The sequence below is a fragment of the Saccharopolyspora spinosa NRRL 18395 genome (assembly GCF_000194155.1).
Taxonomy (GTDB): Bacteria; Actinomycetota; Actinomycetes; order Mycobacteriales; family Pseudonocardiaceae; genus Saccharopolyspora; species Saccharopolyspora spinosa.
In genome coordinates this window covers 33,881-56,086 of sequence record NZ_GL877879.1, presented here as the reverse complement: position 1 = coordinate 56,086, position 22,206 = coordinate 33,881, and the positions used below count along the sequence as shown (strand labels likewise).

The 22,206-nt window shown below is 65.2% G+C and carries 18 protein-coding genes and 1 pseudogene; 6 read left to right on the top strand and 13 right to left on the bottom strand.

Annotated elements, in window-relative coordinates:
* Window positions 1–13: 13 nt before the first annotated feature.
* From SSPN_RS0119375 to SSPN_RS0119355, 4 genes are all read right to left on the bottom strand, one after another.
* A complete protein-coding gene (locus tag SSPN_RS0119375) occupies window positions 14–1,384 on the bottom strand; it encodes a hypothetical protein (RefSeq protein ID WP_158309596.1) in 1,371 nt (456 codons plus the stop codon).
* 1,248 nt (window positions 1,385–2,632) lie between these two features.
* Window positions 2,633–4,543, bottom strand: coding sequence for a hypothetical protein (locus SSPN_RS0119365; protein WP_148272005.1), 1,911 nt, complete (start codon window positions 4,541–4,543; stop codon window positions 2,633–2,635).
* Window positions 4,544–4,574: 31 nt separating this feature from the next.
* Window positions 4,575–5,252 carry a hypothetical protein gene (locus SSPN_RS0119360; protein WP_010307555.1) on the bottom strand — a complete coding sequence of 226 codons (678 nt, stop codon included), beginning with the start codon at window positions 5,250–5,252 and terminating at the stop codon, window positions 4,575–4,577.
* A 205-nt stretch (window positions 5,253–5,457) separates the two neighbouring features.
* Window positions 5,458–6,732, bottom strand: a complete 1,275-nt coding sequence (locus tag SSPN_RS0119355) for a YrhB domain-containing protein (protein WP_010307554.1) — start codon at window positions 6,730–6,732, stop codon at window positions 5,458–5,460.
* Between the two features lie 209 nt (window positions 6,733–6,941).
* On the opposite strand from SSPN_RS0119355, the pseudogene SSPN_RS0119350 reads away from it, so the two are divergent.
* Window positions 6,942–7,124: pseudogene (locus tag SSPN_RS0119350) on the top strand (IS110 family transposase); the annotation flags it as partial.
* A 249-nt stretch (window positions 7,125–7,373) separates the two neighbouring features.
* Here SSPN_RS0119350 and SSPN_RS0119345 read toward each other — a convergent pair.
* The 5 genes from SSPN_RS0119345 to SSPN_RS0119325 are packed head-to-tail and all read right to left on the bottom strand — an operon-like array spanning window position 7,374 to window position 12,205.
* Window positions 7,374–8,528: an FAD-dependent oxidoreductase gene (locus tag SSPN_RS0119345; RefSeq protein WP_010307552.1), complete on the bottom strand. Its 1,155-nt coding sequence runs from the start codon at window positions 8,526–8,528 to the stop codon at window positions 7,374–7,376.
* The gene (locus SSPN_RS44605) at window positions 8,516–10,087 is read right to left on the bottom strand and encodes a beta-ketoacyl synthase N-terminal-like domain-containing protein (RefSeq protein WP_010307551.1); all 1,572 of its coding nucleotides are present in this window, start codon (window positions 10,085–10,087) and stop codon (window positions 8,516–8,518) included. Before SSPN_RS44605 ends, SSPN_RS0119345 begins: the two co-directional genes overlap by 13 nt.
* Window positions 10,084–11,151 (bottom strand): AMP-binding protein, encoded by a 1,068-nt coding sequence (locus SSPN_RS44600; protein ID WP_010307550.1) that lies wholly within the window; start codon window positions 11,149–11,151, stop codon window positions 10,084–10,086. The genes SSPN_RS44605 and SSPN_RS44600 overlap by 4 nt, the downstream gene beginning before the upstream one ends.
* A complete protein-coding gene (locus SSPN_RS0119330) occupies window positions 11,148–11,417 on the bottom strand; it encodes a hypothetical protein (RefSeq protein ID WP_010307549.1) in 270 nt (89 codons plus the stop codon). Before SSPN_RS0119330 ends, SSPN_RS44600 begins: the two co-directional genes overlap by 4 nt.
* 17 nt (window positions 11,418–11,434) lie before the next feature.
* Window positions 11,435–12,205, bottom strand: coding sequence for an SDR family NAD(P)-dependent oxidoreductase (locus SSPN_RS0119325; RefSeq protein ID WP_010307548.1), 771 nt, complete (start codon window positions 12,203–12,205; stop codon window positions 11,435–11,437).
* Between the two features lie 228 nt (window positions 12,206–12,433).
* Between SSPN_RS0119325 and SSPN_RS0119320 the strand changes: the two genes are divergently transcribed.
* Together SSPN_RS0119320 and SSPN_RS0119315 are read left to right on the top strand one after the other, a co-directional pair.
* Window positions 12,434–13,648, top strand: a complete 1,215-nt coding sequence (locus SSPN_RS0119320; protein WP_044574651.1) for a cytochrome P450 family protein — start codon at window positions 12,434–12,436, stop codon at window positions 13,646–13,648.
* Window positions 13,649–13,958: 310 nt separating this feature from the next.
* Window positions 13,959–15,467, top strand: coding sequence for an HAL/PAL/TAL family ammonia-lyase (locus SSPN_RS0119315; protein WP_010307546.1), 1,509 nt, complete (start codon window positions 13,959–13,961; stop codon window positions 15,465–15,467).
* Between the two features lie 80 nt (window positions 15,468–15,547).
* Here SSPN_RS0119315 and SSPN_RS44595 read toward each other — a convergent pair whose 3' ends face one another.
* Both SSPN_RS44595 and SSPN_RS0119305 read right to left on the bottom strand, forming a co-directional pair.
* The gene (locus SSPN_RS44595; RefSeq protein WP_010307545.1) at window positions 15,548–15,928 is read right to left on the bottom strand and encodes a DUF397 domain-containing protein; all 381 of its coding nucleotides are present in this window, start codon (window positions 15,926–15,928) and stop codon (window positions 15,548–15,550) included.
* A gap of 18 nt (window positions 15,929–15,946) precedes the next feature.
* Complete coding sequence (locus tag SSPN_RS0119305) at window positions 15,947–16,918, bottom strand: Scr1 family TA system antitoxin-like transcriptional regulator (RefSeq protein ID WP_237710670.1); 972 nt, start codon at window positions 16,916–16,918, stop codon at window positions 15,947–15,949.
* 363 nt (window positions 16,919–17,281) lie between these two features.
* On the opposite strand from SSPN_RS0119305, the gene SSPN_RS44590 reads away from it, so the two are divergent.
* Window positions 17,282–17,521 (top strand): HC3 family zinc finger protein, encoded by a 240-nt coding sequence (locus tag SSPN_RS44590; RefSeq protein ID WP_010307543.1) that lies wholly within the window; start codon window positions 17,282–17,284, stop codon window positions 17,519–17,521.
* A gap of 8 nt (window positions 17,522–17,529) precedes the next feature.
* A complete protein-coding gene (locus tag SSPN_RS60020) occupies window positions 17,530–17,682 on the top strand; it encodes a hypothetical protein (RefSeq protein WP_237710669.1) in 153 nt (50 codons plus the stop codon).
* Between the two features lie 1,279 nt (window positions 17,683–18,961).
* Here SSPN_RS60020 and SSPN_RS55025 read toward each other — a convergent pair.
* Entirely contained in the window at window positions 18,962–19,255 is a 294-nt protein-coding gene (locus SSPN_RS55025) for a hypothetical protein (RefSeq protein ID WP_148272004.1), read from the bottom strand.
* 616 nt (window positions 19,256–19,871) lie between these two features.
* Here SSPN_RS55025 and SSPN_RS61710 point away from each other — a divergent pair.
* Window positions 19,872–20,000 (top strand): hypothetical protein, encoded by a 129-nt coding sequence (locus tag SSPN_RS61710; RefSeq protein ID WP_272941766.1) that lies wholly within the window; start codon window positions 19,872–19,874, stop codon window positions 19,998–20,000.
* An 885-nt stretch (window positions 20,001–20,885) separates the two neighbouring features.
* Here the strand turns inward: SSPN_RS61710 and SSPN_RS0119275 are convergent.
* The coding region (locus SSPN_RS0119275) for a hypothetical protein (protein WP_237710668.1) at window positions 20,886–22,206 on the bottom strand (1,321 nt) is incomplete at its 5' end.

Here is a 22,206-nt window from a genome sequence, read left to right as displayed (position 1 = left end):
TCCGCACCGCCACTTACTCACGTAGTTTTCGATTCAACTCCACGGTGCCCTCGCCATCCCCCGGATGACTCAGAATGTGGTGCGCCATCACATTCCGCAGACCCTCATGGCCTCCAAGAGCTCCCATGCTCGACTGCACTTCAACCATCAATTGGTCGACTGGCAGCCCCTGCTCGCGCATACTGTCCAGCCCAGCGTTCGCGTTACCGATCAACTCACTCAGCTCGGCTGCCGCAGAAGACTCCCCTGAGCGCCCCGCTGCCTGATCCTCCGGTGCCGCGAGCTTCAGATGATGCACCCAGTGAGGACTCAGCCCAGGCAAGCCCGACGGCAAAGAAACATCAGAAGGACTCTGGCCTCGCGGCCACTCACCACTCCGGGTCGTCTCCCAGGCACCCTGCGAAAAGTCAGGACGCAACATGAAGAGCTCATCCAAATACCAGCCGGAAACCGTGGAGGCAAACCCATTGGTCTCCGGACCGAACCACACAATGCCCCGCGTCCAGATCACCTCAACACCCGACGCCTCATCCAGCGCCTGCGCGAACTCCTCCGAGACCCCACAGGCATACAACCGGATCGACCGCTGCCCGTACACGCTCCGCCGAATCAAGATAGCCAGCTGCGAGGCATTCGCACTCTCGCCGCCGATAAGAATTCCACCGCGCCCATCACCTTTCACCACCACCGCCAACCGGCCATCCTCAACCGGCAAATGACGCGCTGCAGCACGGAGGTCCTCGTCCATATCGGACGGCGACATCATAATCCCCGCTGGAATCTCCGCTACGCCCGAACCCAACACCTGTTCAGACATCCCACTGTCACGAGGCTCCGACGCAGCCGGCGGCAAGGGACCGTCAGAGGGGGACTGTCCTGGTGGCGAATCGTCCCTCCGAGTCGTATTCCAGGTGACGTTGAATTCCGGACGCATCATGAGGAGATCATCCAAGTACCAACCATTGGCCTCCGGACCGAACACATTGCCGGGTGCCCAGATCACCTCGACGCCCAACGCCCTATCCAGGGCCTGCGCGAACCCTTCCGAGGCCCCCTGGGCATCATACAGCCGGATCGACCTATTCCCGCGCACTCTCCCTCGAATTAAACTAGCCAACTGCGAGGCATCCGCACTCTTGCCGCCGATAAGCACTCCACCGCGTCCATCACCCTTGACCACTACCGCCAACCGGCCATCCTCAACCGGCAAACCACGCGCCACAACACGAACATCTTCGTCCAAATCGGACGACATCATGATCCCCGCCGGAATATCCTCTGGCGACTGAATATTCCGCAAATGCTCCTCGACCGCCGTCCGCACCGCATCCAGCTTCGCCCCGATCCGTTGCAGCTCCTTTGGGGTCCAGCCTTCCTGCTGCACCGCATTCCTCACAGCTGCGACCTGAGCACGCACATCCGGACGGAAATCCGCTGGCAACACGCCCAACCAACCCCGCCAACTCAACAACCTCAGCCGGCTTAACAACCTCAGCCCGCACAGCCCCTGGCAAGCTCACGGTAGGAGACCCACTAGCAGACGAAGACACTCCCCCATCAGATGGCTCCGCAGCCCGCGCCTTCTTCCTCCAGTAAGACTCACGCGAGCGTACGGCGTCCCGGCCGCGCCTCCGCTTATCGTCCGCCACAATCGTGTCCAACTCCGCCTGCGCCTTCCCTTTATCCCGCTGCAGCGCCTCCCACTCTTCCCGCAAAGCCGCATCAAACCCCGGCAATGCCCCCTCCGCCGCCATAACCTCCGCAAACCCCGGCAACGCCTCCAACGAAGCCTGGCCAGCCTCGGCCTCCTCCAGCAACGCATTCGCCTGCGTAACCCGCGCCTCCCGATTCCTCTTCTTACGGGCCGACCACTCTCTGAAATTCGCCGCTTGCTTTGCCTTCCTGACCTTCTCGTCCGCCACAATCGTGTCCAACTCCGCCTGCGCCTTCCCTTTATCCTGCTGCAGCGCCTCCCGCTCCCGCCCCTGCAACGCCTCCAACCCCGGCACCCGATCCGCCGGTCCAGCTCCGGCCCGGATGGTCGGCCCAGTGCCCTGCGTACCCAGATTTTCCGCCAGCAACTGGGAGAACTCCACAGCCTGGTCCTGGTGATCATTGCCGAGTTCGTGGTGCTTGGCCGCGACCAGCGTCACCACATCCTCCAGCGACACGGCAGCATCCCCACGAGCCAACCGCCGGACGTCATGCGTGCCCTGCACAATCCGCCGCGCCGCCAACTCGTCATCACCAGACCAGCCCCCCTCCCTCGCCCGATCGATCTCCCCACGCACATCCGCCACCGACGACTCCGAGTCGCCAGCCAAGAACTCCTCATCGGACCGCGCACTCCGACCACCAAACTCCCGCAATCCACTGGAGCGGTGCGACTCCGACGGCTCCGCGTCTCCCCTCAAGCGATCAAGCCGCTCCAGCAACTCTGCCCGTTCCGCCTCGTCGGAGACGCTCTCGGTGTCGTCGGTCTCCGCATCACTCGATACATCCTCAGTGGACTCCGACAGCAAGTCCCTGCCCGGCTCCGGCCCCGCGCCCGCAATCACGGCCGATGCCGCGACCTTCAGATGATGCAGTCGCTCCAGGAACGGCAGCCGATTCCATATCTGACCGCCATTCGTCAGCAGCCGATGCGCGACCGCCTTCCGCGATTGATCATCCTGCACCGCGATTGATCATCCTGCATTCCCCCGAAGTGCAGGTCTACGTAAGCGAACGCACGGCCCACATGATCTCGACCGTGCAGAGCTTTCAACTGCGCTAACCCGCCGTCTGCTGCGTCGAAAATCTCCCACAATTCCTGTATCGCGTTATTTCGGCGCCACTCCCGCACCTCCCGAACAGCAGCGACAGCTTCCGCCGCCCGGCTGCGGATCTCTTTGACACGCGTAGCCGAATGAATACGCAACCACTTCTCGATCTTGGCTTCATATTCGTTCCGCTGGTCAGTGTCGGACTCCGCCTCCGCCAAAATCTGCCGCAGCGACCCCACCGCAGCTTCCAAATCGGAGATCAGCTGGTCCCTGACCTCAGCAACAACTTTGTTAGCCCAAGCCTTAGATCTGTTAAACCGAGCCCCCAAAGCGGCGGCGACGTAATCCTCGCGAAGCGCGTCCTCATGCGCCGCGTTCCGTAGCAGCCGGTCGACAGCAGCCTCGTCCGGCAAACCACTAAGCGCCAGGGCAACGGCCACGCGCCGCCCTAGCATCTGCTGTCCTTCAGAGTACTTGTTTCCAGGGATCGAGGTCACCGTGGCGGAAAGCAAGTTGTCGGTAGTAGTCGGGTCCGCACCGCCACTCAGGTCACCAGTCAGGTAACGGACCAGTTTCGACCGCAACTCCCGCGACTGCTGATCACCCTGCGGGTTCGGCGGGTTCGTCATCAACTCGTGTGCCATCACATCCCGGAAGGGCTGCGACTCCTTGAGAGCCCCCAAGACCTCGTCCGCGGCGGCGTACAAACCGTCCACGACATCTTGACCTTGTTCGCCGGCCAACTGCCGCAACGCCATACCGGCATCCGCGAACGTCCGCTTTACCGAACTGACCTCAGAAATAACGCGCAGCCCTGGGTCATCATCGACGCGGCGCACCATCGGGGCAGCAGCCTCCGCCTGGTCGCCAGCACGGTCTGCTTGCCAACGCGTCTCTTCCGCTTTCACCGCCTCGAATGCGCCGGGCGGCAAACCACTCACCGCCACGCCGATTGCAGGGTCACCGGCCAGGTAATTGGCCAGTTCCCCCCGCACCGCCTGAGCACCGCGCCAGTCACCCGGATGCTCACCCAACCAGTGCGCCAGCACATTCCGGAACTGCTCCGACACCGCCAGCGGCCCCAAAATCCCGTCCGCATCAGCCAACAACCGGTCCACAGCACCACGACCCGCAATCCCGGCCCACTCATGCAGCTGCGCCTCGGCCCGCTCGTACCGCTCATCCCAGACCAACAGTGCCGGGCCTTTCCGGCTCTGCTCCGGCAATCCCCGGAGAGCAGCGGCAGCTTCCTCTACTTCCGCTACCCGACGACGGATTGTTCTGACATGCACCCCTTTTAGATCCAACCACTTCGCGATCTTGGCTTCATATTCGTTCCGCTGGTCAGTGTCGGACTCCGCCTCCGCCAAAATCTGCCGCAGCGACCCCACCGAAACTTGCAGATCGGAGCTCAGCTGCTTCTTGACATCACCAAGAACTTTGGCACCCCAATTCTTAGCTCTATTGAACCGCGCTCCCAAGGCGGTGGAGGTGTAATCACTGCGAAGCGTGTCCTCAAGTGCCTCGTTCCGCAGCAACCGGTCGACAGCAGCATCGTCCTTTACCGACCCAAACTTAGAAATAACGCTCAGCGCTGAATCAACAACACCCCCACGCACCATCGGGGCAGCAACAGCCGCCCGATTCCCAGCACCACCCTCCTGCCAACGAGCCTCTTCCGCTCTCACATTCTCGAACGCGTAGCGAGGCAAACCACTCACTTCGACGCCAAGGTCACCAAGGTCACCGGCCAGGTAACCGGCCAGTTCCGCACGCATCGTCTGAGCACCGCGCCAGTCACCCGGGTGCTCACCCAACCACTGCGCCAGCACAACGCGGAACTGCTCCGACACCTCTGTCCGGCGGCGGCGGATCCTGCCGGTCCTGCCCGGAACCCACTACCCCATCGGAATGTGCCGGCAGCGGCGCGCCCGGCCGATCCTGCCCCGAACCCACTACCCCATGGGAATACACCGGCGGCGGGGTGCCCTGCCTGTCTTGCTCGAAGCCCACTACGCCATCGGGATGTGCCGGCACGGGTGTGCCCTGCCGGTCCTGCCCGGAACCTGGCACGACCGGGACATCACGAGTCGGCTTCCCGCCCGGCACGCTGCCGTCGGCACCCTCCTTACCGCTCTCCTCCAACACCCCGAACCAATGCTCATGAACACCCACCCCGACCACAGGCCCCAGCTCGGCCACCATCGGACCGAACCACGCAGCCTGTGCGGGTTCCGGCGGCGGCATCAACCCCGGCTTCCCGGCATTCCAGTCATCCAGCCACGTCCACGGATCACGACCCGCAATCCCGGCCCACTCATCCAACTGCGCCTTGGCCCGCTCGTACCGCTCATCCCAGTTCGGCAACGCCGCCTCGCGGTTCGCAAGCGTGTCCACCTCCGCCTGCACCGTCGCGATACGCCCCGACAGCTCCTCCAATTTCGCCTGCCGAACGTGATCCCACGCCCGCTCCTGCGACTTCTCCAACTCTGCCTTCTGAGCCTCCAGATCCTCCAGCCTCGCCCGCCCGGGCGGCCTCAGCCGCCCGGCACCGAACCCAAGTCACACCTCTCACAACAAAAGCACGGCTCCTTCAAACAGCAAAGTTCACCACGCCACTCGAATTCACGAAGGCGTCGCTTTCGACGGATATGCTCGCGAGTGAATGGGGAACTACAGCACGTATTCATACTCACGAGCCAAAGCGCATGACGCGGAGTTCGAACGGTGCGGTCTCGATAAGCGGCTGCGCACGCCCGTCCATCGGGTCAAAAAGCCGGACACCATCCGCATCGTTCACAGCCACCAACAAATGCCCGACACTCTCCCGACCCCGGACATCCCTCCTACGCAACCACACCAACACCTGGGTCTGCACCGGAAAAGAAGCGATCTCCTCCAACACCCCGAACCAATGCTCATGAACACCCACCCCGACCACAGGCCCCAGCTCGGCCACCATCGGACCGAACCACGCAGCCTGTGCGGGTTCCGGCGGCGGCATCAACCCCGGCTTCCCGGCATTCCAGTCATCCAGCCACGTCCACGGATCACGGTTGGGCAAACCGAACGGCTGCTCACCAGGCGCTTTCGGGACCACCAGGGCCGCATCCAGCATCTGGTCACGCCAGTCACCACTGTCCTGGAAACTCCGGGTAGTACACGCGAACAACCAGCCACGCTCGGTCTCATCGGCCGGATCAGGAGAGACAAGCCCCACCTCACCGTCATAGCGGTACGCCAGCCACGCCTCCGCCTTCTCCACAGCCGCGGAGTATTCCTCCGCCGCGACCTCCCACGGCAGCAGCCCACCGACCGAATCACCCTGCCTGCGGTGGAAACGCGCCACCACAAGCTCAGCCACCTCGGTATCGTTCTGCTCCGCGACAGTCCCCCGTAGACCGTCGAGAAAGACCACAGCGCCATCCGCGTAGTCCGCATACAACAGGTGACCGGCCAGTTCACGCCCGCCGAGCTGACGACGCAACCACACCACGGCCCGGGTCCCCACACCCCCGTCCACAATGGCCCCCGCCGCCTCCTCCCACGTCGCGCAGGTCACCACCTCCGCATCCGGGAAATACGACGCCAGCATCCGATCCCACCAACCCGGCACCTCACCAGCCGGATCCCACGGCAACGCCGACGCAGGCCAGCCACTCACCGCCGCATCCGTGGCGACCACACAGTTACCCGCGTTGACCCGCCAACGCCACGACCCCGGCGCAGACCCCGACACATTGATCGACTCATCCAGCGGACCGGCATTGGACGCGGGAAACGGCTCCGCCCCGTCCCGAGGCACGCAGATCGTCGCCGCCAACATCGGCTCGTCGGATTCCACGTAGCCGCAACCGAAGAACGCGGCCCGCTCCGTCGAGAGGATCGCCTCCTCACCCCTCAACACCACACGCGGACCATAAGTGTCCTGCAACCAGGAGCGTGCCCGCTCCGCGAGCTCGTTCATGCTGCTCCACCCCCTTACTCGCCAGACCATCTCCAGCGCAGTATGAGCCCGGTCGCACTCCCTCTCCAAGCCCCTTACCCGAACTTCAGGCGCAACCTGCCCGCCCGGTCTACTGTCTCCCTGGTGGTGTATGTGAGAGATGCCTGTCCGTGACAGCCGTCGATGCCCGACCGGTGACCAACTCTCGCACAACGCGAAGTAGCTGGTGCATGACCAGCACGTATGGCGTGTTCCTCGACCTGGACGTCGGCACGGGTGAGCACCATGCCGCGCGCCTGGTCCCGACCGGAAAGAGCCTGCACGATGCACCCCGGCCCACCAGCGAACCCAAGTTGCAAGCCGTGTTCGACAAACTCGCCGAACACTGTCCTCTGTTGGTCGTGGTCGACCAGTGGCACGTCTACGAACCTAGATCGGCCTGTTGATCATCATGCACGCGCAGCCAAACCCCTTACCAACACTTCCAAACCCCTTACCAACAGTGCCAAACCCGTTACCAGCAGTGCCAAACCCCTTACCAGCAGTTCCAAACCCGTTACCCGGGGTGGTTGGGGGGTCCACAGTTTCAATTGAAACTGTGGACTCCACCGCTGCGTGACGAGGTGGTCACGCAGCGGTGCGACGCGCCGAGACATCGGTCATCAGATGCTGGTCGATTGCAGCAAGGGGTAGGTTCTTGTGCGCATTTCGTCCTCGTATCTTTCGATCGCCTCGATCAGACCTACCCGACCGGCGGCTGCGTCGATCAGCGCTGTGGCGAGGGAACCGGCGTCTCGGAGGGCGCTGTTGGCGCCGTCGCCAAGCATGGGTGGCATCGCGTGGATGGCGTCGCCGAGAACAGTGACGTTGCTCGGCCGCCAAGCCGCGACAGGCCGGACAACACGGTTGGTCTTGGGCACGATCGAGCTTGGCAGGACGTTGGCCACCAGGTACTGCAACCCGGGATGCCAGTGGGCGACTGCACGCCGCATCACGTCGTGGAGAGAAGGCTTGGAACCGGAGAAGAAGTCCGTCCGGGAAAGTCCGATGCTTTCCACTGCGGGTTCGAGACTGACCGACACGTAGTCATCGACCTGTTCGAGCCACAGCCCTGGCGCCAATTCCCTCGCCGCGGCGAGGGAATTGCGGCGCGCCTCGAATACGCCTGCTGCCATGAGTGAGCCGAAGGGGTCCATTGTGATCACGAAGCTGTCGTCGAAGGCGTCTGGGAGTGTATGCCGGAGGGTGGGTGTCAGCGGCGCCTTCGACAGCAAGACGTGCTCGACGAGCACGTCGACTTCGGCATCCGGCAAGAGCTGACGCCGGACGACTGAGTTGATCCCGTCCGCGCCGATCAGTACGTCGGCCGTTACCTCTTCGCCGTCTGCGAGTTCGACAGCAACCCCAGCCGCGGACTGCTGGTATCCCCGCACCGGGCGTCCGAAGTGCACCACGTTCTCGATGCCGTGGAGCATGATCTGGCACAGCGCCCGGCGATGCACGGTGGTGTGCGGCACGATCGGGTCGTTCGGGGGCCCGATGTGGGGCTTTGTGGCGACCTCGTTGCCGCGATGGTCCTGGAGGACGAGGACATCCCGTCTTGGCGTGACGCGCGAAGTCTGAACGTACAACTCGTACAGATTGTCCGGCAGGCAGGTGCGCAGGCCCAGACCCCCGTCGGCGTTCATGTGCAGCAGGTATCCGCTCCACGAGATCGCAGGGCTGCGTTCGTAAACCGCGCACGTAATGCCCGCCCGGGTCAGTCCTTGGGCTAGGCAGAGTCCACCGATACCAGCGCCGGCGATCACGACACGCATAACGGCTCCTCTTTCAGCACGTAGGCACGCGCACCGCCCACCTCGTCCGCGCAAACGACCAGCACGGTGTCGGCACGTCTTTGTCGTATCAGGCCGTGTGCGTAGTCGTCGGCTATGGCAGCGGAGTCCACACCGGATGTGATGGCCGACAGCGGCCCTTTGATGCCGAGCAACTGGCAGATGTAGCCGGCCGTCACCGAGCAGACGATGTTAGGCGCGGTGACCGGATTGATTCGGTCCAGTTCCCCGCGCAGTTCGGTCGCATGCAATTCGTCAATCGTACGCGTGGGCCCGCTGGCGGTGGCGAAGACCAAACCGGTTCGGTCGGCGGCAGGGCGGTCGTCGGCGGTGTGGCCGACCGCGTGCCACGCGGACTGCCCGGCAGCCATCGCGAGTTTTCCCAAGTCGTCCAGACGGTTTGCATAAGCGCGGGGAATTAGCTCGGTTGCTGTGCCGACGTCCGGCACCGTAACTTCACCTCCCTTGGCCACTTGCCGGTCCGTCGTGGAGTGACGATTACCAGCGTGGCGCCCGAGGACCAGGACACCGTTAGCACCGCCGAATGCGAGTGAGTTCATGACCGCGACGTCGACGCGCGACGCTCGTGCCCTCTGGGGCACGACGTCCCACTCACCCGTCTCAGCGGGATCGGCGCTGGCTGTCGGGGGCAGCACCTGGTCGCGGATGGCCAGCGCGGTGATCGCCGTCTCGACGACACCCGCCGCGCCGAGCGTATGTCCTAATTGCGGTTTCGAACTGGAAATGGGCGGCGCGGAAGCTCCGAACACTGCGCGCATCGCGGCCAGTTCGGCGGTATCGTTCGCGGAGGTGCCCGTACCGTGGCCGTTGACGTAATCCACGTCCTCAGGACACACCCCCGCGTCGTCCAGAGCCATCGTCATCGCCCGTGCCAGGCCCTCTCCGTTCGGCGGCGGCGAGGTTACGTGGAATGCGTCTGAACTCAGGCCGTATCCGTTCACGTACGCGATGACACCGTCCTGCGGATCGGCCTCGAGCAGCAGCACCGCGATGCCCTCCCCGAGGTTGATTCCGCTGCTGCCCTGGTATGGCCGGGACGGTGCGGGGTCGATCGCCTTCCAGCTCCGGAAGGTCGCCATTGTCGTCACCGTCAGCGTCTCCAGCCCGATGACGAGCATGGCCCGCGCCCGACCGGTTCGCAGGACATCGATCGCGTAGCAGATGGCGTTCGTGCCCGCGATGCAGCCGGTCCCGAACACCGCGCGCGGGCCAGTGGCCCCGATCGCCTCGGCGACATCGTCGAGCACCGAATACGGCTGGCCAGTCAGCCACGCCATTTCGGGGGCACCGTTGGTACCCATGACCACACCGGTGTCGGCTGGCAGGCCGTTTTCCGAAATGGCCGCCACGAGCGAGACCAAATCGACCGCACTGTCCATTCTCGATATGTAGGCACCGTCGAACTCGCCTGTCGTGCACACGGCGCTTTCCCCTGCCTGCACACGACGCCAGGTCTGCTCGAGGTCGCGCCCGAATCCGGTGTCAAGCTTGATTCGGGTAATGGCGATGGCTGGCGTCATCGGCGTAGTTTCCCTGTCTCGCTGCGTTCGATGGCAGGCACGACAAGAACTTCGTGCGGCACGAGGTTCCATGACTTGAGGGCGATCCGGACTGCCTTGACGACATCGGGGCCGCCCGGCCCGTCCGGTACGACGAGGACGGTGAAGTTCTCGCCGCGTACTGGGTCGTCGACCGGGACGCAGGCGACGTCCTTGCTCGGCACAGTGTCGCGAAGCCTGTGCTCGACCTCGTCGAAGTCCACCCGCACGCCGTTGATCTTGCGGAGCCGGGTGCGCCTGCCGTGGAAGCGGAAGTGCCGTGGGTCGACGACCTCCACGAAGTCGCCGGTGGCCCAGGTATCCAGTCCCGTGGCGAGACGTGGTCCAGACACCACCAGCGGAACTTCCGGCTGTGCGCCGTCCGCGGTGTGGGTGAGCGTGATGTCCGGGAAGAGCGTCCACGGTTGATCACGTCCGGTGCGGTGGGCGATGCCCCCGCTTTCGGTCGATCCGAAGATCTCGGTGATACGGACCCGGCCACGGCCGAAGGCGTTGGCGAAGTCCTCGGCGCCGGGTGGCAGCGTGGCCGTGCTGTGCTGGATCACTATCCGAGAGGCTCTTGCGAGCTCGTCGCGGCGGCGGTCCAACAGACGGAAGGTCCACGGGATCGCGGTGATCCCGAGGGCCCGGCCGCGCACGTCGGGCATCGCGGCTTCCGGCCCGGGTTGGTACCAGACCTCGACGCCCAGCACAGCCGGCATCAGCAGCGTTGTGAGCAGACCGTAGAGGTGGGTTGGTGGGGCGAACGCCAGCATGAGGTCAACGGGGTCTTCCCGCCAGAGCGCCGCCAGCATGGCCGCCTCGGCCAGCACCTGCTCACGGGAACGAGACCATTGTGTTGGCACACCGGTGGAGCCTGAGGTGCGAACGGTCACCACCTCGGGCACCTCACGACTCAGCACAGCTTCCCGTTGCGATGCGCTGAGCGCGTCCCATCGGACGGACCAACCACCGGTCCAACCACCCTGGGACGCATCGGCCTGGCCAAAGTAGTGGCGCAGCGCCGTTTCCGGGGCGAGGTTCATGCCCGGGCACCAAGCTCGCTCACGATCCAGTCAGTAATCGAGGCGATGCTGCCCAGCCGGCCGGCGCCTTTCTCCAGGTCGAGCGACCCCGCACCCAGCTTCTGCTCCAGCCGAGCCACTGCGTCCAGGCGCACCAAACTGTCGAAGATCCCGTCCGGGACCTCCTCCAGCGGTCGGTCGGCGGGCCAGTCTTGCAGGGAGATCCGCATGGCATTTCCGATGGCGGCCCGAACCAGCGGTTCGACCGTCGAGCTGTCGATGAGCACGTCCCAACTCCTTGTCGTCATCCGCCCACGGCGGACACACCGCCGTCGATCGGGATGTTGGCGCCATTGATGTAGGTGGCCTCATCGGAGGCGAGGAACAGGGCGAGGTTGGCGACTTCCCGTGGTTCGCAGATCCGCCGCGATGGCGTGATGCGCATCAGGTCGTCGAACTCTCCCGCGTCGATGTGCGGCTGGGTCGCGTCGCTGCGCACCATCGCCGGGCTGATGCAGACCGCCCGGATGTTGTGGTCGGCTCCCGCTGCGGCCAGGTGCCTGGTCATCGAGATGAGCGCACCCTTGGTGACGCCGTGCGGCAGCATCGGGTGGAACAGCACGCCACGCATGCCGGCGACAGAGCCCATGTTGATCACTACGCCGCCGCCGCGCGCCCGCAGGTGTGGCCACGCCGCTCTAGTGCAGAGATACGGCAAGTCCAGCTCGGTGCGCAGCGTGTAGTACCAGTCATCGAGCGGCTGCTCGTCGAACGGCCCGTTGCGCAGGCCCCCGGCGTTGTTCACCAGGATGTCGATCCCGCCGAACGCTGCGATGCCCGCGTCGATCCAGTTCTGCGCCGCTGCCGGATCCGACAGGTCGGCGGGAGCGAACGCCTCCATCACGCCGCCGGCCGCCTTCACAGCCGCGACCGTCTCGGCGGCAGTGTGCTCACTTCGTGTCGAGCCGAAAACTTTGGCTCCTTCTGCGGCGAATATCTTCGCCAACTCCCGGCCGATTCCAGCACGTCCGGTGCCACTGATGAATGCGATCTTTCCTGCGAGTCTGCCCGGCATGTCTTCCATTCGTCCAAAAGGCGGCAAGTTCACAACACGAACACCCAAAAGGGCATAGGTCAACCTGCCCAAACAGAATTGTGGGCACACATTCGCATTGTCAACGCCCGCGATGCAAAAGGGTACAAACTTTTGCTCATTCGGGCAGAACCATTGCCGAAATCATTTCCGGTCGTAGCGTGAAGCCATGGTAGTACGCGCGAAGGCGTCATTCGATTGGCAATTCAGATGAACGACTCAGTAAATCGTCTGACCACACCGCTGAGCCCGGAATTCCTGGCGAACCCGCTTCCCACTTATGCTTTCCTGCGGACGAACCAGCCGGTGTCGCCGGTCGCTCTGCCGGACGGCGGCCGTGCATGGCTGGTGACCCGGTACGACGACGTGCGCAAGGGCCTGAGCGACCCGCGCCTGTCCAACGACCAGACCAGGCTGCGGGTGAGCACCCCATTCGACGCACTGCCCGTAGCTGTGCGGCCCGCCATCGTCGGCGACGTGCAGAACCTCGACCCGCCGGACCACACGCGCATACGCCGACTGCTCGCCCCCGTCTTCTCGGCACAGGCCGCCGAACGCATGAGGCCCCGCCTGGTCGCGTTGGCCGGGGAGTTGATCGACTCCTTCGGCGATCGGCCCCAGGTCGACCTCGTCGCCGAATACGCGGCACCGTTCGCGGGCAGGTCACTCGCAGAGATCTGCGGAATTCCAGCCGACCAGCACGAACACTTCCAGTCACTTGCCAATGCGGTGGTCACCGCGATTCACGGCGGTACCCCGGACGCACTCGTCGCCCCCGCGCTTGAACTGTACGAATACATCGAGTCCCTTTGCGCGGACCGCGAAGCACATACCGGTGAAGACCTCCTCTCGGCCCTGGTCCGCGAGCACAAGGACGGTCACCTGAGCCGGCCCGAGCTGACTTCCACGATTTTCGGCCTTCTCAACGCCGGACAAGAAGGAACGGCGAACCTCATCGGTAACGGCCTGCACCTGCTGCTTACTCACCCGGCGGAACTGACCCGGTTGCAGGCAGATCCGCAGCTGTTGCCGTCCGCCGTGGAGGAATTCGCCCGCTACACCGCGCCACTGGATCTACCGATCTTCCGCTCGTCCGAAAAGGACACCCAATTCGCCGGGACCGCCGTACCCGCGCATGAGCCGATCATGTTCTCGTTGCTGTCCGCCGGGCACGATGAGAGCCGGTTCGACAAACCCGCGCAGTTGGACATCGGCCGCGCCGACAACCACCACCTCGCCTTCGGCCGCGGAACGCACTTCTGCCCCGGTGCGCCGCTGGCCCGAGTCCAGGTCCAGGTGGCCATCGGTGAACTGCTCGCCCGGACCGGGTCTGCTTTGCGGCTCGCCGTCGCGGCAGACCAGATCGTTCCCCGAACGAGCGTGGTGACCCGAGCCCTGGCGGCACTGCCTTGCCTGATTAGCTGAAAGCGGGAATCGATGCCCATCGCGTTCATATCGGTGCCGGCTGTCAGAAACGGCTATCCCGGACTAGCCAATGATCGCTGAGCTGAGGCTCTGCGGTCATCGCGCCACCTACGTGCCTACAACCGAATACCTGGACGACGGCCCGGTCCGCGCGAACACCACGATGCGCCCATGAGTGCCGCAGGCGGAGATACTCGCTCACGCCCAGGCGGGTTCTCACGCGCCGGGATCAGCAGCGCGCTCGGCGCTGCCACGGCTGCGGCGGACGTCTTTGCAAATGCCTACTTCTCACTGCCCCAGGAGACACCGGATGCTCAGTGACACAGCCGATCTCGTTGTGCTGCGCGTTCCCGGCCCGCTCGGGCCGCCCGATCTTGAGCGCGCGGCTCGTCCGATCGCCGTCGTCGCAGACGACGAGACACGGCGCCGGATCGAGGTCTGCCACCGGTTCGTGCTCGACTCCCACGCAGCCAGCCAGGCCATCTACGGCGTGACCACGGGGTTCGGCCCGCTGGTCGGGTTCCCTGGGCGTAGCGGGCTGGCCGATCAGGCCGAGAACACCCTGAACCACCTCACCGCCGGCCACGGCCCGGACCTGCCGACCGCCGTCGTACGCGCAACACTGTTGGTCCGGCTCTGGTCGCTGGCCAGGGGGCACTCCGGTGTTTCGTTATCGGTCATCGACGCCCTCACGGCGATGCTGCGTACCGGCTTCGCCCCGGTCGTGCCCCGCCTGGGGTCCGTTGGTGCTAGCGGCGACCTGATCCCACTCGCCCACGCCGCCCAAGCGCTGCGCGGCAATGGTTACGCGTACTTCGGTGCCAGCCGGATGCCAGCGGGCGACGCGTTACGCCGGGCAGGGCTGCAGCCGTTGCGCCTGGACGGGCGCGACGCCCTGGCACTGGTCAACGGCACATCGTTGACCGCTGCCGCCGCTGGTCTCGCGCTCGCCTCGATCCGCCGATCACACCTCACCGCACAGGTGCTGTCCGCGCTGCTGGCCGACATACTGGGGTGCACGCTGGCTTATCTGTCCGAGAACCTGCTCACGGCGTTCGGCCACGAACACGCCGCGGCGGTGGGCCGAGAGATGCGTGGACTGCTCGCAGGCGCCGAACCTACCGGCGCTCGCGGGCTCCAGGAGCCGTATAGCCTCCGATGCGGGCCTCAACTGCTCGGCGCCGCCGGGTCCGCGCTCGACTACGTCGCCTCGGTCATCGAGGTGGACCTCAACGGCATCAGCGACAATCCGGTGTTCTTCCCCGAGCAGAACGAGATCGCCCACGGCGGCAACTTCTTCGGCCAGCCCGTGGCGTTCGCCGCCGACCTGCTCACCAACACCACTGTCCAAATGGGCAACCTCGCCGAGCGGCAATTGGACCTCATGGTCGACCCGCACCGCAACAGCGGTCTGCCACCCGTCCTGGCAACGATCCCCGGTGAACAGCACGGCGTCCAAGGTGTCCAGCTCGCCGCCACGGCCACCGTCGCCGACATGCGGCGCAACGCCACCCCGGCCGCGATGCAGAGCCTGCCCACCAATCTCCACAACCAGGATATTGTCCCGTTCGGCACCCAGGCCGCGCTCAACGCGCTCGATCAATCCCGTTCACTGCGCTGGCTGCACGGCGCGTTGGCGGTCGCGCTGCGCCAGGCTGTGCACGTCGGTGACCGCCGGCCGACTGCCCCGGCCTGCTCCGCAGTGATGGACAGGTTGATCGCCGAAGTACCCCCGATCGACCCCGACCGTCCACTCGACCTGGACGTGCAGCACGCCGCCGACGTCCTCGACGACTACGCCCGCGAACGGATCAACTGATCCTGAGCATGTGCACAATCTTCTTCAGGCCGAAGGCCCAGTCACCACGTGGTGACTGGGCCTTCGGTCAGGTGGGAAACCTATGCGGTGTAGGCGATTGCGTCGAATTCGTGGTTGGTGACGCCGTCCTGGAATGCCAGCAGTTCGGCTTCGGTGAACACCAGCTCGACGGCTGCCCAGCCTCGACGGCGGAACACGTACATGCCGTCCGTGTCGCGGCGGTTGATCTCCAGGCACAGCCCCTCGGTGCAGCCCTCCCGAACACCGGCTAAGAAAGCGTCGAACTCCTCGGCGGTGAACACCAGCCGGTCGTCATCTGGCGCGCCGAACACCGTCTTGTCGTCACGCAGCTCGACCCAACCATCCCGGCGAGCGACACGTACGCAGTCCTTGTCAGGGCGGCTCTTGCTGGCCTTCCGGAATTCCGACTCCGCGAAGGCTAACGACGGGGCTGTGTTCATCGGTAATCTCCTTGGGTGTTACTTGGTTGGGGAGGATCGTGCGAAGTCGGCAGCGACGCTCTTCAGGAACCGCCGGGTCTCCGCGAACGTCAGCGCAGAGTTCGCGAGGCGCGCCCACGCCGCCTCGTACGCTTTGAGCGCCTTCTTGTCATCGACATACCGGATCTCGACTTCGCCCTCGACGTATCCCAGTTCCAGCGGCCCGGCCGCACCAGGCGATGGCACGCGAATCAACACGAACGGACTCGAAATCGGCGAACGTCGGCCAGCCGGGCGGTCGAACGGCATGATCTGGAGGTGCACGTTGGTTCGGTTGGTGAGCTTGATGAGATGGTCGATCTGCTCACGCATCACGGCGTTGTCGCCCCATACCCGCCGGACGCACGATTCCGACAGCACGAACTGGACCAGCGGCGGCTCGTCCCTGTCGAGGATGTCCTGCCGCGCCAGCCTGGCCTGGATGCGATCTTCCAGCGTCACGCCGTTGATCTCGGGCTGATCGGCATGCATCGCCCGGACGTACGCCTCGCATTGCAGTAGCCCAGGTACGACCTCGACCTCAACTGCACGGATTTGATCAGCGTGCCGCTCAAGGTCAACTCGTAGCCGGATGTCCTCGGAGTAGGCACGGTTGTGGCCGGTGGTCCAGAAGCCTCGCTTGTGGTTGTCCCTGCGCAGGTCGCGCAGTGCTTCCAGATAGCCCTCATCGGTGAAGCCGAGCTTTGACGCCAGAAGCACGAGGTCGCCGGGGCTGATGTTGCTCGCGCCACTGATCAGGCTGGCGATGCGCGGCTGACTCGTCTCAATGAGTTTGGCAGCCTCGGCCTGCGACGAGTCCGCCTTCTGGATCATGTGGGCGATCTCGCGCCCGAGCAGCAGCTTCTTGGCCGTGCGAACAGTTGCGGGCATCTGCTCTGCCTCTCCTGTGATTGACGAGCGGCGTTGCCGAGCGAGGCGATACCTCCCTTCGTCACAAAGGGTATCGCCCACAGCCACTCGATCGGATGGGTGTCGAAGACTTGATTATTCAGCTTGCTTGGATCAAGCTTAGATCAACAGGCCAGCGTGATCCAGATCTCGACGAGATCGACACCACCTTATAAAGGAGCGGGATATGCCCATGTTCGGCACGCCGGTGCATCAGCACCTAACTAGGCGAAATGCTGCTTGTACCAGCGGCTTCCAACACCTCTGAGACCCGCCCGGGCCGTTCCGTGTCCTCCCGACAGGAAAGGCCGGGCATATGAGGCGGGCGGCGCAGCGTCGAGACCGAGCGGTGTTCCCGGCACCGCGTGCCCCTCGGGCTCCGCGCGCCGCCCGCCACCCCTACAAACCCCGAACACTGGAGTCTTCATGTCCCAGCCCCAGGCGCAGCAGCGCTACTTCTGGTTGCCAGTGCCAGACGAGTCCAGCTCCTACGGACTCGTGCGGCACGCTTTCGCGGGTACTCGCCTGGACGCCGGAACAGCCGACGAAGCGTTCTGCGGCAACACCTTCGCCCTAGCCAATCCATCCGAAATGGACTGGATTCACGCCAAGACCTGCCAGGACTGCAACACGCTGCTCAAAGAAATGAAGGGCTGGCCACGGTGACCTCCCCAATGCGGTGGCCCGACGGCACCCTAGTCGACCCCGAACCCGACAACGCCCCGACCACCGACAACCACGCCTGGAGGTTGTCCGAGTCGCCCGTCTGGGCCCGGATCGACCACGAGCTCAAAGACCGAATCATCCAGCGCCTTCGCGCGCTCTGAAGACCCGGCTCGATGCCGTGCCCTCCCCCACTCGCGGCGGCATCGAGCCGCGCGGCCGGGCGGATCGGACGTCCCCCCGACACCGCCCGGCCGCATCCCCAACGACAAGGACTACACGTCCTGCGGGCCGGACAGGCCCCCACGCTCCCCCGGGCCAGCACCCCAGCATCGGACCCCGGCTACCGGCCCAGCCAAACCATCCATCGCGAACACCGTCCACTGTGGCGTGCCCCCGACCGGCCCGGCGTCAACGCGACCACACCACGCCCCAGACCTCGCGTCAGAGCCGCCCCCTACTCCGGCGACACCACCAAACCCACAACCGGATCACTCTGCGACACCAACACCACAGGGTCCACCCGTAGAGCCCACCGCACCCTCAACGAACCCCGCCAGCCCACCACCCTCCGAGACCACCTCCACCGGCGCCGCCACCTGCACCGCATTCACCGGCAACCCCACAGGCACGGGCACCGTACGGGCAGGCCAATACCGATAAACCTCCGCAGGGTTGTCGGGCCTGAGTCTGGTCCTGGAATCCATCAACGCCTCGCCCAGATCGGCCTTATAAGTAAGCCGACGCTCAACGCCGCTGCGATCGTGTTTGTTTTTGATGGACTTGATCCACCCATCTGTGACGGGACGAAATCGACTTCAACGTCGCCTTTTTCTTACAGCCCTGGCACCTCCGTGGGCGGCCCGGATCCGCCGTCCTCGCGCCGCAACACGGAACCATCGGCCGTTCCTGCCTCCGGTAGCTCAACCACCTACACCCCGGTCGCTGCCAGGACATCAGCTGTCGCGTCTTTCTCTCCTGTCTGTGCATCCGCCACTGTGACCACGCCGTGCCTGACATGCACAACATTGACCGCATGCGCGCTACCGTCCCGTCGCTGGAAGATCACCGGCACATCCACACCCACCCGCACGCTCCGCACGTACTGCTCAGACCCGGCCAAGCCAGCCACCCACCGGGCCTTCCCGCCCAGCGTCTCCACCAACCAAACCGGATCCCGATCATCACCAGCCGGCCCCCGCCACGAACTGCCGACCGAACTTACGAGACTTGTGGAACGCCACACAGGCCTCCAGGCAATTCACCCGGAAATGCTTATCCCCGGAGAAATAATTGGCCTGGTTCACCCCCGCAGGAACCGAGACCAAGACCCCACCGACTCAGCCCCACCACACGGGCCGAAACCCCCAACACCCCAGCACCCGCTACCACCCCCACCCCCACGCGCGCCAGCAACACATCCTCATCCCCATCCACCACCGGCTAATCAAAATCCAGCCCCTCATCGCCCCCAATCCCAAACCATCCGGAGGAATCCCCCCCGTACTCATCGAGGAACACAGCGAAATCGTCGTCCCCGGCAACCGACCCAGCACCGTCGGCACCCGCAGCATCGTCCCCGGCATCCTGTCCCCGGAACGCGAGCAACTCGGTCTCGACAACGGCAACCGACCCAGCACCGTCGGCACCCGCAGCAGCGTCCCCGGCATCCTGTCCCAGGAACGCGAGCAACTCTGTCGCGACAAACTCCTCATAAGCACCCACGTCCAGCATCACCCCAGCATCTGCAGCGCCCGGCGGCACCTGTACCCCCTCTTCATCCTCCCCCCGCGTCCTCCCCGCACTCTCGCCGGCTTTCCCCGCCACCGGCCCAACGCGAAGCTGACGCTTCGGACCCGTCACCACGGCCGGCAACCCAGAGCCCTCACCCTGACCCCGCCACCGGGAACCGCTAGGCCGCAACACCCCCTCCCTATCCACGTCCACCCCCGACACCCGAATCACCCACACCCCGGTGCCCGGCAGATCCACCACGTCTCGCCCATCGCCACCTACGGACCCGATACCACCCGCCCGACTACCACCAGGCCAGAGCAAGCGCCGTCGCGCGCCATCTCGCCCCGAACGTTCCTCCTGAACCGTCTCCGGCCCCGATCTCACCGCCTCGCCCCGCAGCTCCACACCGGACCACCCAACGCCGCTCGGGCTGGATTCGGCAGAATCTCCCACCAGCGGGCCCACCAACGTCCGGGGGTTATACCCGCCCCGCACGATCCACCCCGCCGCCAGCTCATCATCCCCAGACCAGCCCCCCTGCCTCACCCCATCGATCTCGCGACGCAGATCCAACGGCGACCACTGCCGCACCGGCATCCCACCGGTATCCCGCATCGTGTCCGTGGCAGACCTGATCGTCGCCCCGGGCTGTGCGTCCCCGACCACCGACCTCGCCTGGCCAGACGTCGTCTGGGCAGACGTCGACTGGGCAGCCGGTGTCTCTTCCCGGGCCACCGTCTTCTGACCAGAGACCGCAACCGCAGCCGACGAATCCGCCAGACCGGCCATACCCTGACCGCCCCCAGCTGGCACCAGGCCACCGGGCCCGCCCACCGGCCTGGGCCGAGAACCATCCGCGGCGAACACCGTCCACCGGGGCCCGCGCCCGCCCTGTCCCGGCGTCAACGCAACAACATCGCGCCCCACGCCCTGGGCAAGGGCCGAACCCTGACCAGGCGACACCACTACCGCCTCACGTCAACTTCCTTCTGTTTCCGTTTCCGCTCCGCACTGGTGTCCTGCTGTGCTTCCTGATCCGTCGCAGTGAGCACCCCACTCCCGCCATCACCCGGACTCCCGGAAACAGCCCCAGCACCAGCGGTTGCGTCCACCTTCCGCCGCTTCTTCGGCCCCGTCACCTCGGCCGGCAACTCAGAGCCCCCACCCTGGCCCGGCCACCGGGAACCACTAGGCCGCAACACTTCCTCCCTGGCAGACCTGACCGTCGCCCCGGGCTGTGCGTCCCTGACCACCGACCCCGGCTGGCCAGACCTCGCCTGGCCAGCCGGTGTCTCTTCCCGGGCCACCATCTTCTGACCAGAGAACGCGACCACAGCCGATGAATCCGCCAGACCGGCCATACCCTGACCGCCCCCAGCCGGCACCAGGCCACCGGGCCCGCCCACCGGCCTGGGCCGAGAACCATCCGCGGCGAACACCGTCCACCGCGGCGCGCGCCCACCCTGCCCCGGCATCAACGCAACAACATCACGCCTCACACCCTGGGCCAGGGCCGAACCCTGACCCGACGACACCACCACACCCGCATTCGAATTGCTCTGAGACACCAACAGCAGAGGCCCACCCGAGGAATCCGCGACACCACCCCGCACGAACCAACGCCCGAGACTCAGACCCGGCTGTGACAGTCTCCGGTAACGCGGCATCCAAGGACATACCAGAACCATGCGGGATAACCGTCGATGACCTCTCCCCCGCCGAATCCTGTGTCTGGGACGCCAGTACATCCAGCGACCGGTCCCCCAACACACCAGAACCATCCACACCAGGACTGTCCAGATGAGAAACATTCGCACGATAAATAGCCAGGGGTGTTCCCTGTCTGCGACCCGGACCCTGTCCCCAGCAGCGGGGCCTTCTCGCCGTCAAACCCGCCACCATCGTCGCTGCCGCCCTCACGCCGGCTGGTGACGTCGAGGTACGGGCTCGGGCCTTCCGGGTGCAGCTTGCCCCGCCACGCCAGCCCCGACATCGTGCCCACGCCGCTGAACACCGACTCGAACACGCCCGCCGTCGCTCGCTGGTAAATCACCGGCACACCCACACCCACCGGCCCGCTCCGCACATACTGCTCAACCCCAGCAACACCCCCCACCCACCGAGCCTTCACCCCAAACGCCGCCTCCAACCCAGCCGGATCCCGATCAACACCAGCCGGACCCGCCACAAACTGCCGACCGAACCCGACAGAATTGTGAAGCGCCACCACCGCCTCCTGGCAGTTCACCTGATAACGCTCATCACCAGAACCAAAATTAGCCTGATTCACCCCCCGCAGAAACCGATACCAATCCCCAACCAACTCACCCCCCACTACCGGACCCGCAACCCCCCACACCCCAAACCCCACCGCATCCCCCGCACCCGGCCACACCGCAGCCGCCCCCACGTCCAAGTCGTCCTGATCAGCACCAGCCTGCCCCGATACCTCATCCGGCCCCGCAACCCGATCGGCGGCAGCCTTTCCAGCCCGGGACCGGTTCGCGTCCCGTTCCTTCTGTTTCCGCCACTGCTGGGCCTTCGGCCGGAGCTCCGCCAGCTCGGCCTCCTGCTCCTCAGACAGCGGCCCCCGCTCCTTCAACGCCTCCAACTCCGCAACCCGATTAGCAGCCGCGTTTACCGCCCGGTGCCGCTCCGCGTCCCGTTCCTTCTGTTCCCGCCACTGCTGGGCCTTCGGCCGAATCTCCGCCAGCTCGGCCTCCTGTTCCTCAGTCAGCGGCCCCTGCTCCGCCAACGCCTCCAACACCCCAACACGATCGACAGCAGCCTTTCTCGCCTGGTAATGCTTCGCGCTCCTTGCCTTCTGTTTCCGTTTCCGCTCCGCACTCGGGTCCTGCGGTGCTGCCTGCTCCGTCGGCGCCCCACTCCCACCATCACCCGGACTCCCGGAAACAGCCCCAACAGCAGCGGCCGCGTCCACCTTCCGCCGC

Bases quoted from the DNA above. Each gene is read 5' to 3' on its own strand.
- SSPN_RS0119365 (WP_148272005.1), bottom strand. From the start codon at position 4,543: ATGCGTGCGGAACTGGCCGGTTACCTGGCCGGTGACCTTGGTGACCTT.
- SSPN_RS0119355 (WP_010307554.1), bottom strand. From the start codon at position 6,732: ATGAACGAGCTCGCGGAGCGGGCACGCTCCTGGTTGCAGGACACTTAT.
- SSPN_RS0119345 (WP_010307552.1), bottom strand. From the start codon at position 8,528: ATGCGTGTCGTGATCGCCGGCGCTGGTATCGGTGGACTCTGCCTAGCC.
- SSPN_RS44605 (WP_010307551.1), bottom strand. From the start codon at position 10,087: ATGACGCCAGCCATCGCCATTACCCGAATCAAGCTTGACACCGGATTC.
- SSPN_RS44600 (WP_010307550.1), bottom strand. From the start codon at position 11,151: ATGAACCTCGCCCCGGAAACGGCGCTGCGCCACTACTTTGGCCAGGCC.
- SSPN_RS0119325 (WP_010307548.1), bottom strand. From the start codon at position 12,205: ATGCCGGGCAGACTCGCAGGAAAGATCGCATTCATCAGTGGCACCGGA.
- SSPN_RS0119320 (WP_044574651.1), top strand. From the start codon at position 12,434: ATGAACGACTCAGTAAATCGTCTGACCACACCGCTGAGCCCGGAATTC.
- SSPN_RS0119315 (WP_010307546.1), top strand. From the start codon at position 13,959: ATGCTCAGTGACACAGCCGATCTCGTTGTGCTGCGCGTTCCCGGCCCG.
- SSPN_RS44595 (WP_010307545.1), bottom strand. From the start codon at position 15,928: ATGAACACAGCCCCGTCGTTAGCCTTCGCGGAGTCGGAATTCCGGAAG.
- SSPN_RS44590 (WP_010307543.1), top strand. From the start codon at position 17,282: ATGTCCCAGCCCCAGGCGCAGCAGCGCTACTTCTGGTTGCCAGTGCCA.
- SSPN_RS60020 (WP_237710669.1), top strand. From the start codon at position 17,530: ATGCGGTGGCCCGACGGCACCCTAGTCGACCCCGAACCCGACAACGCC.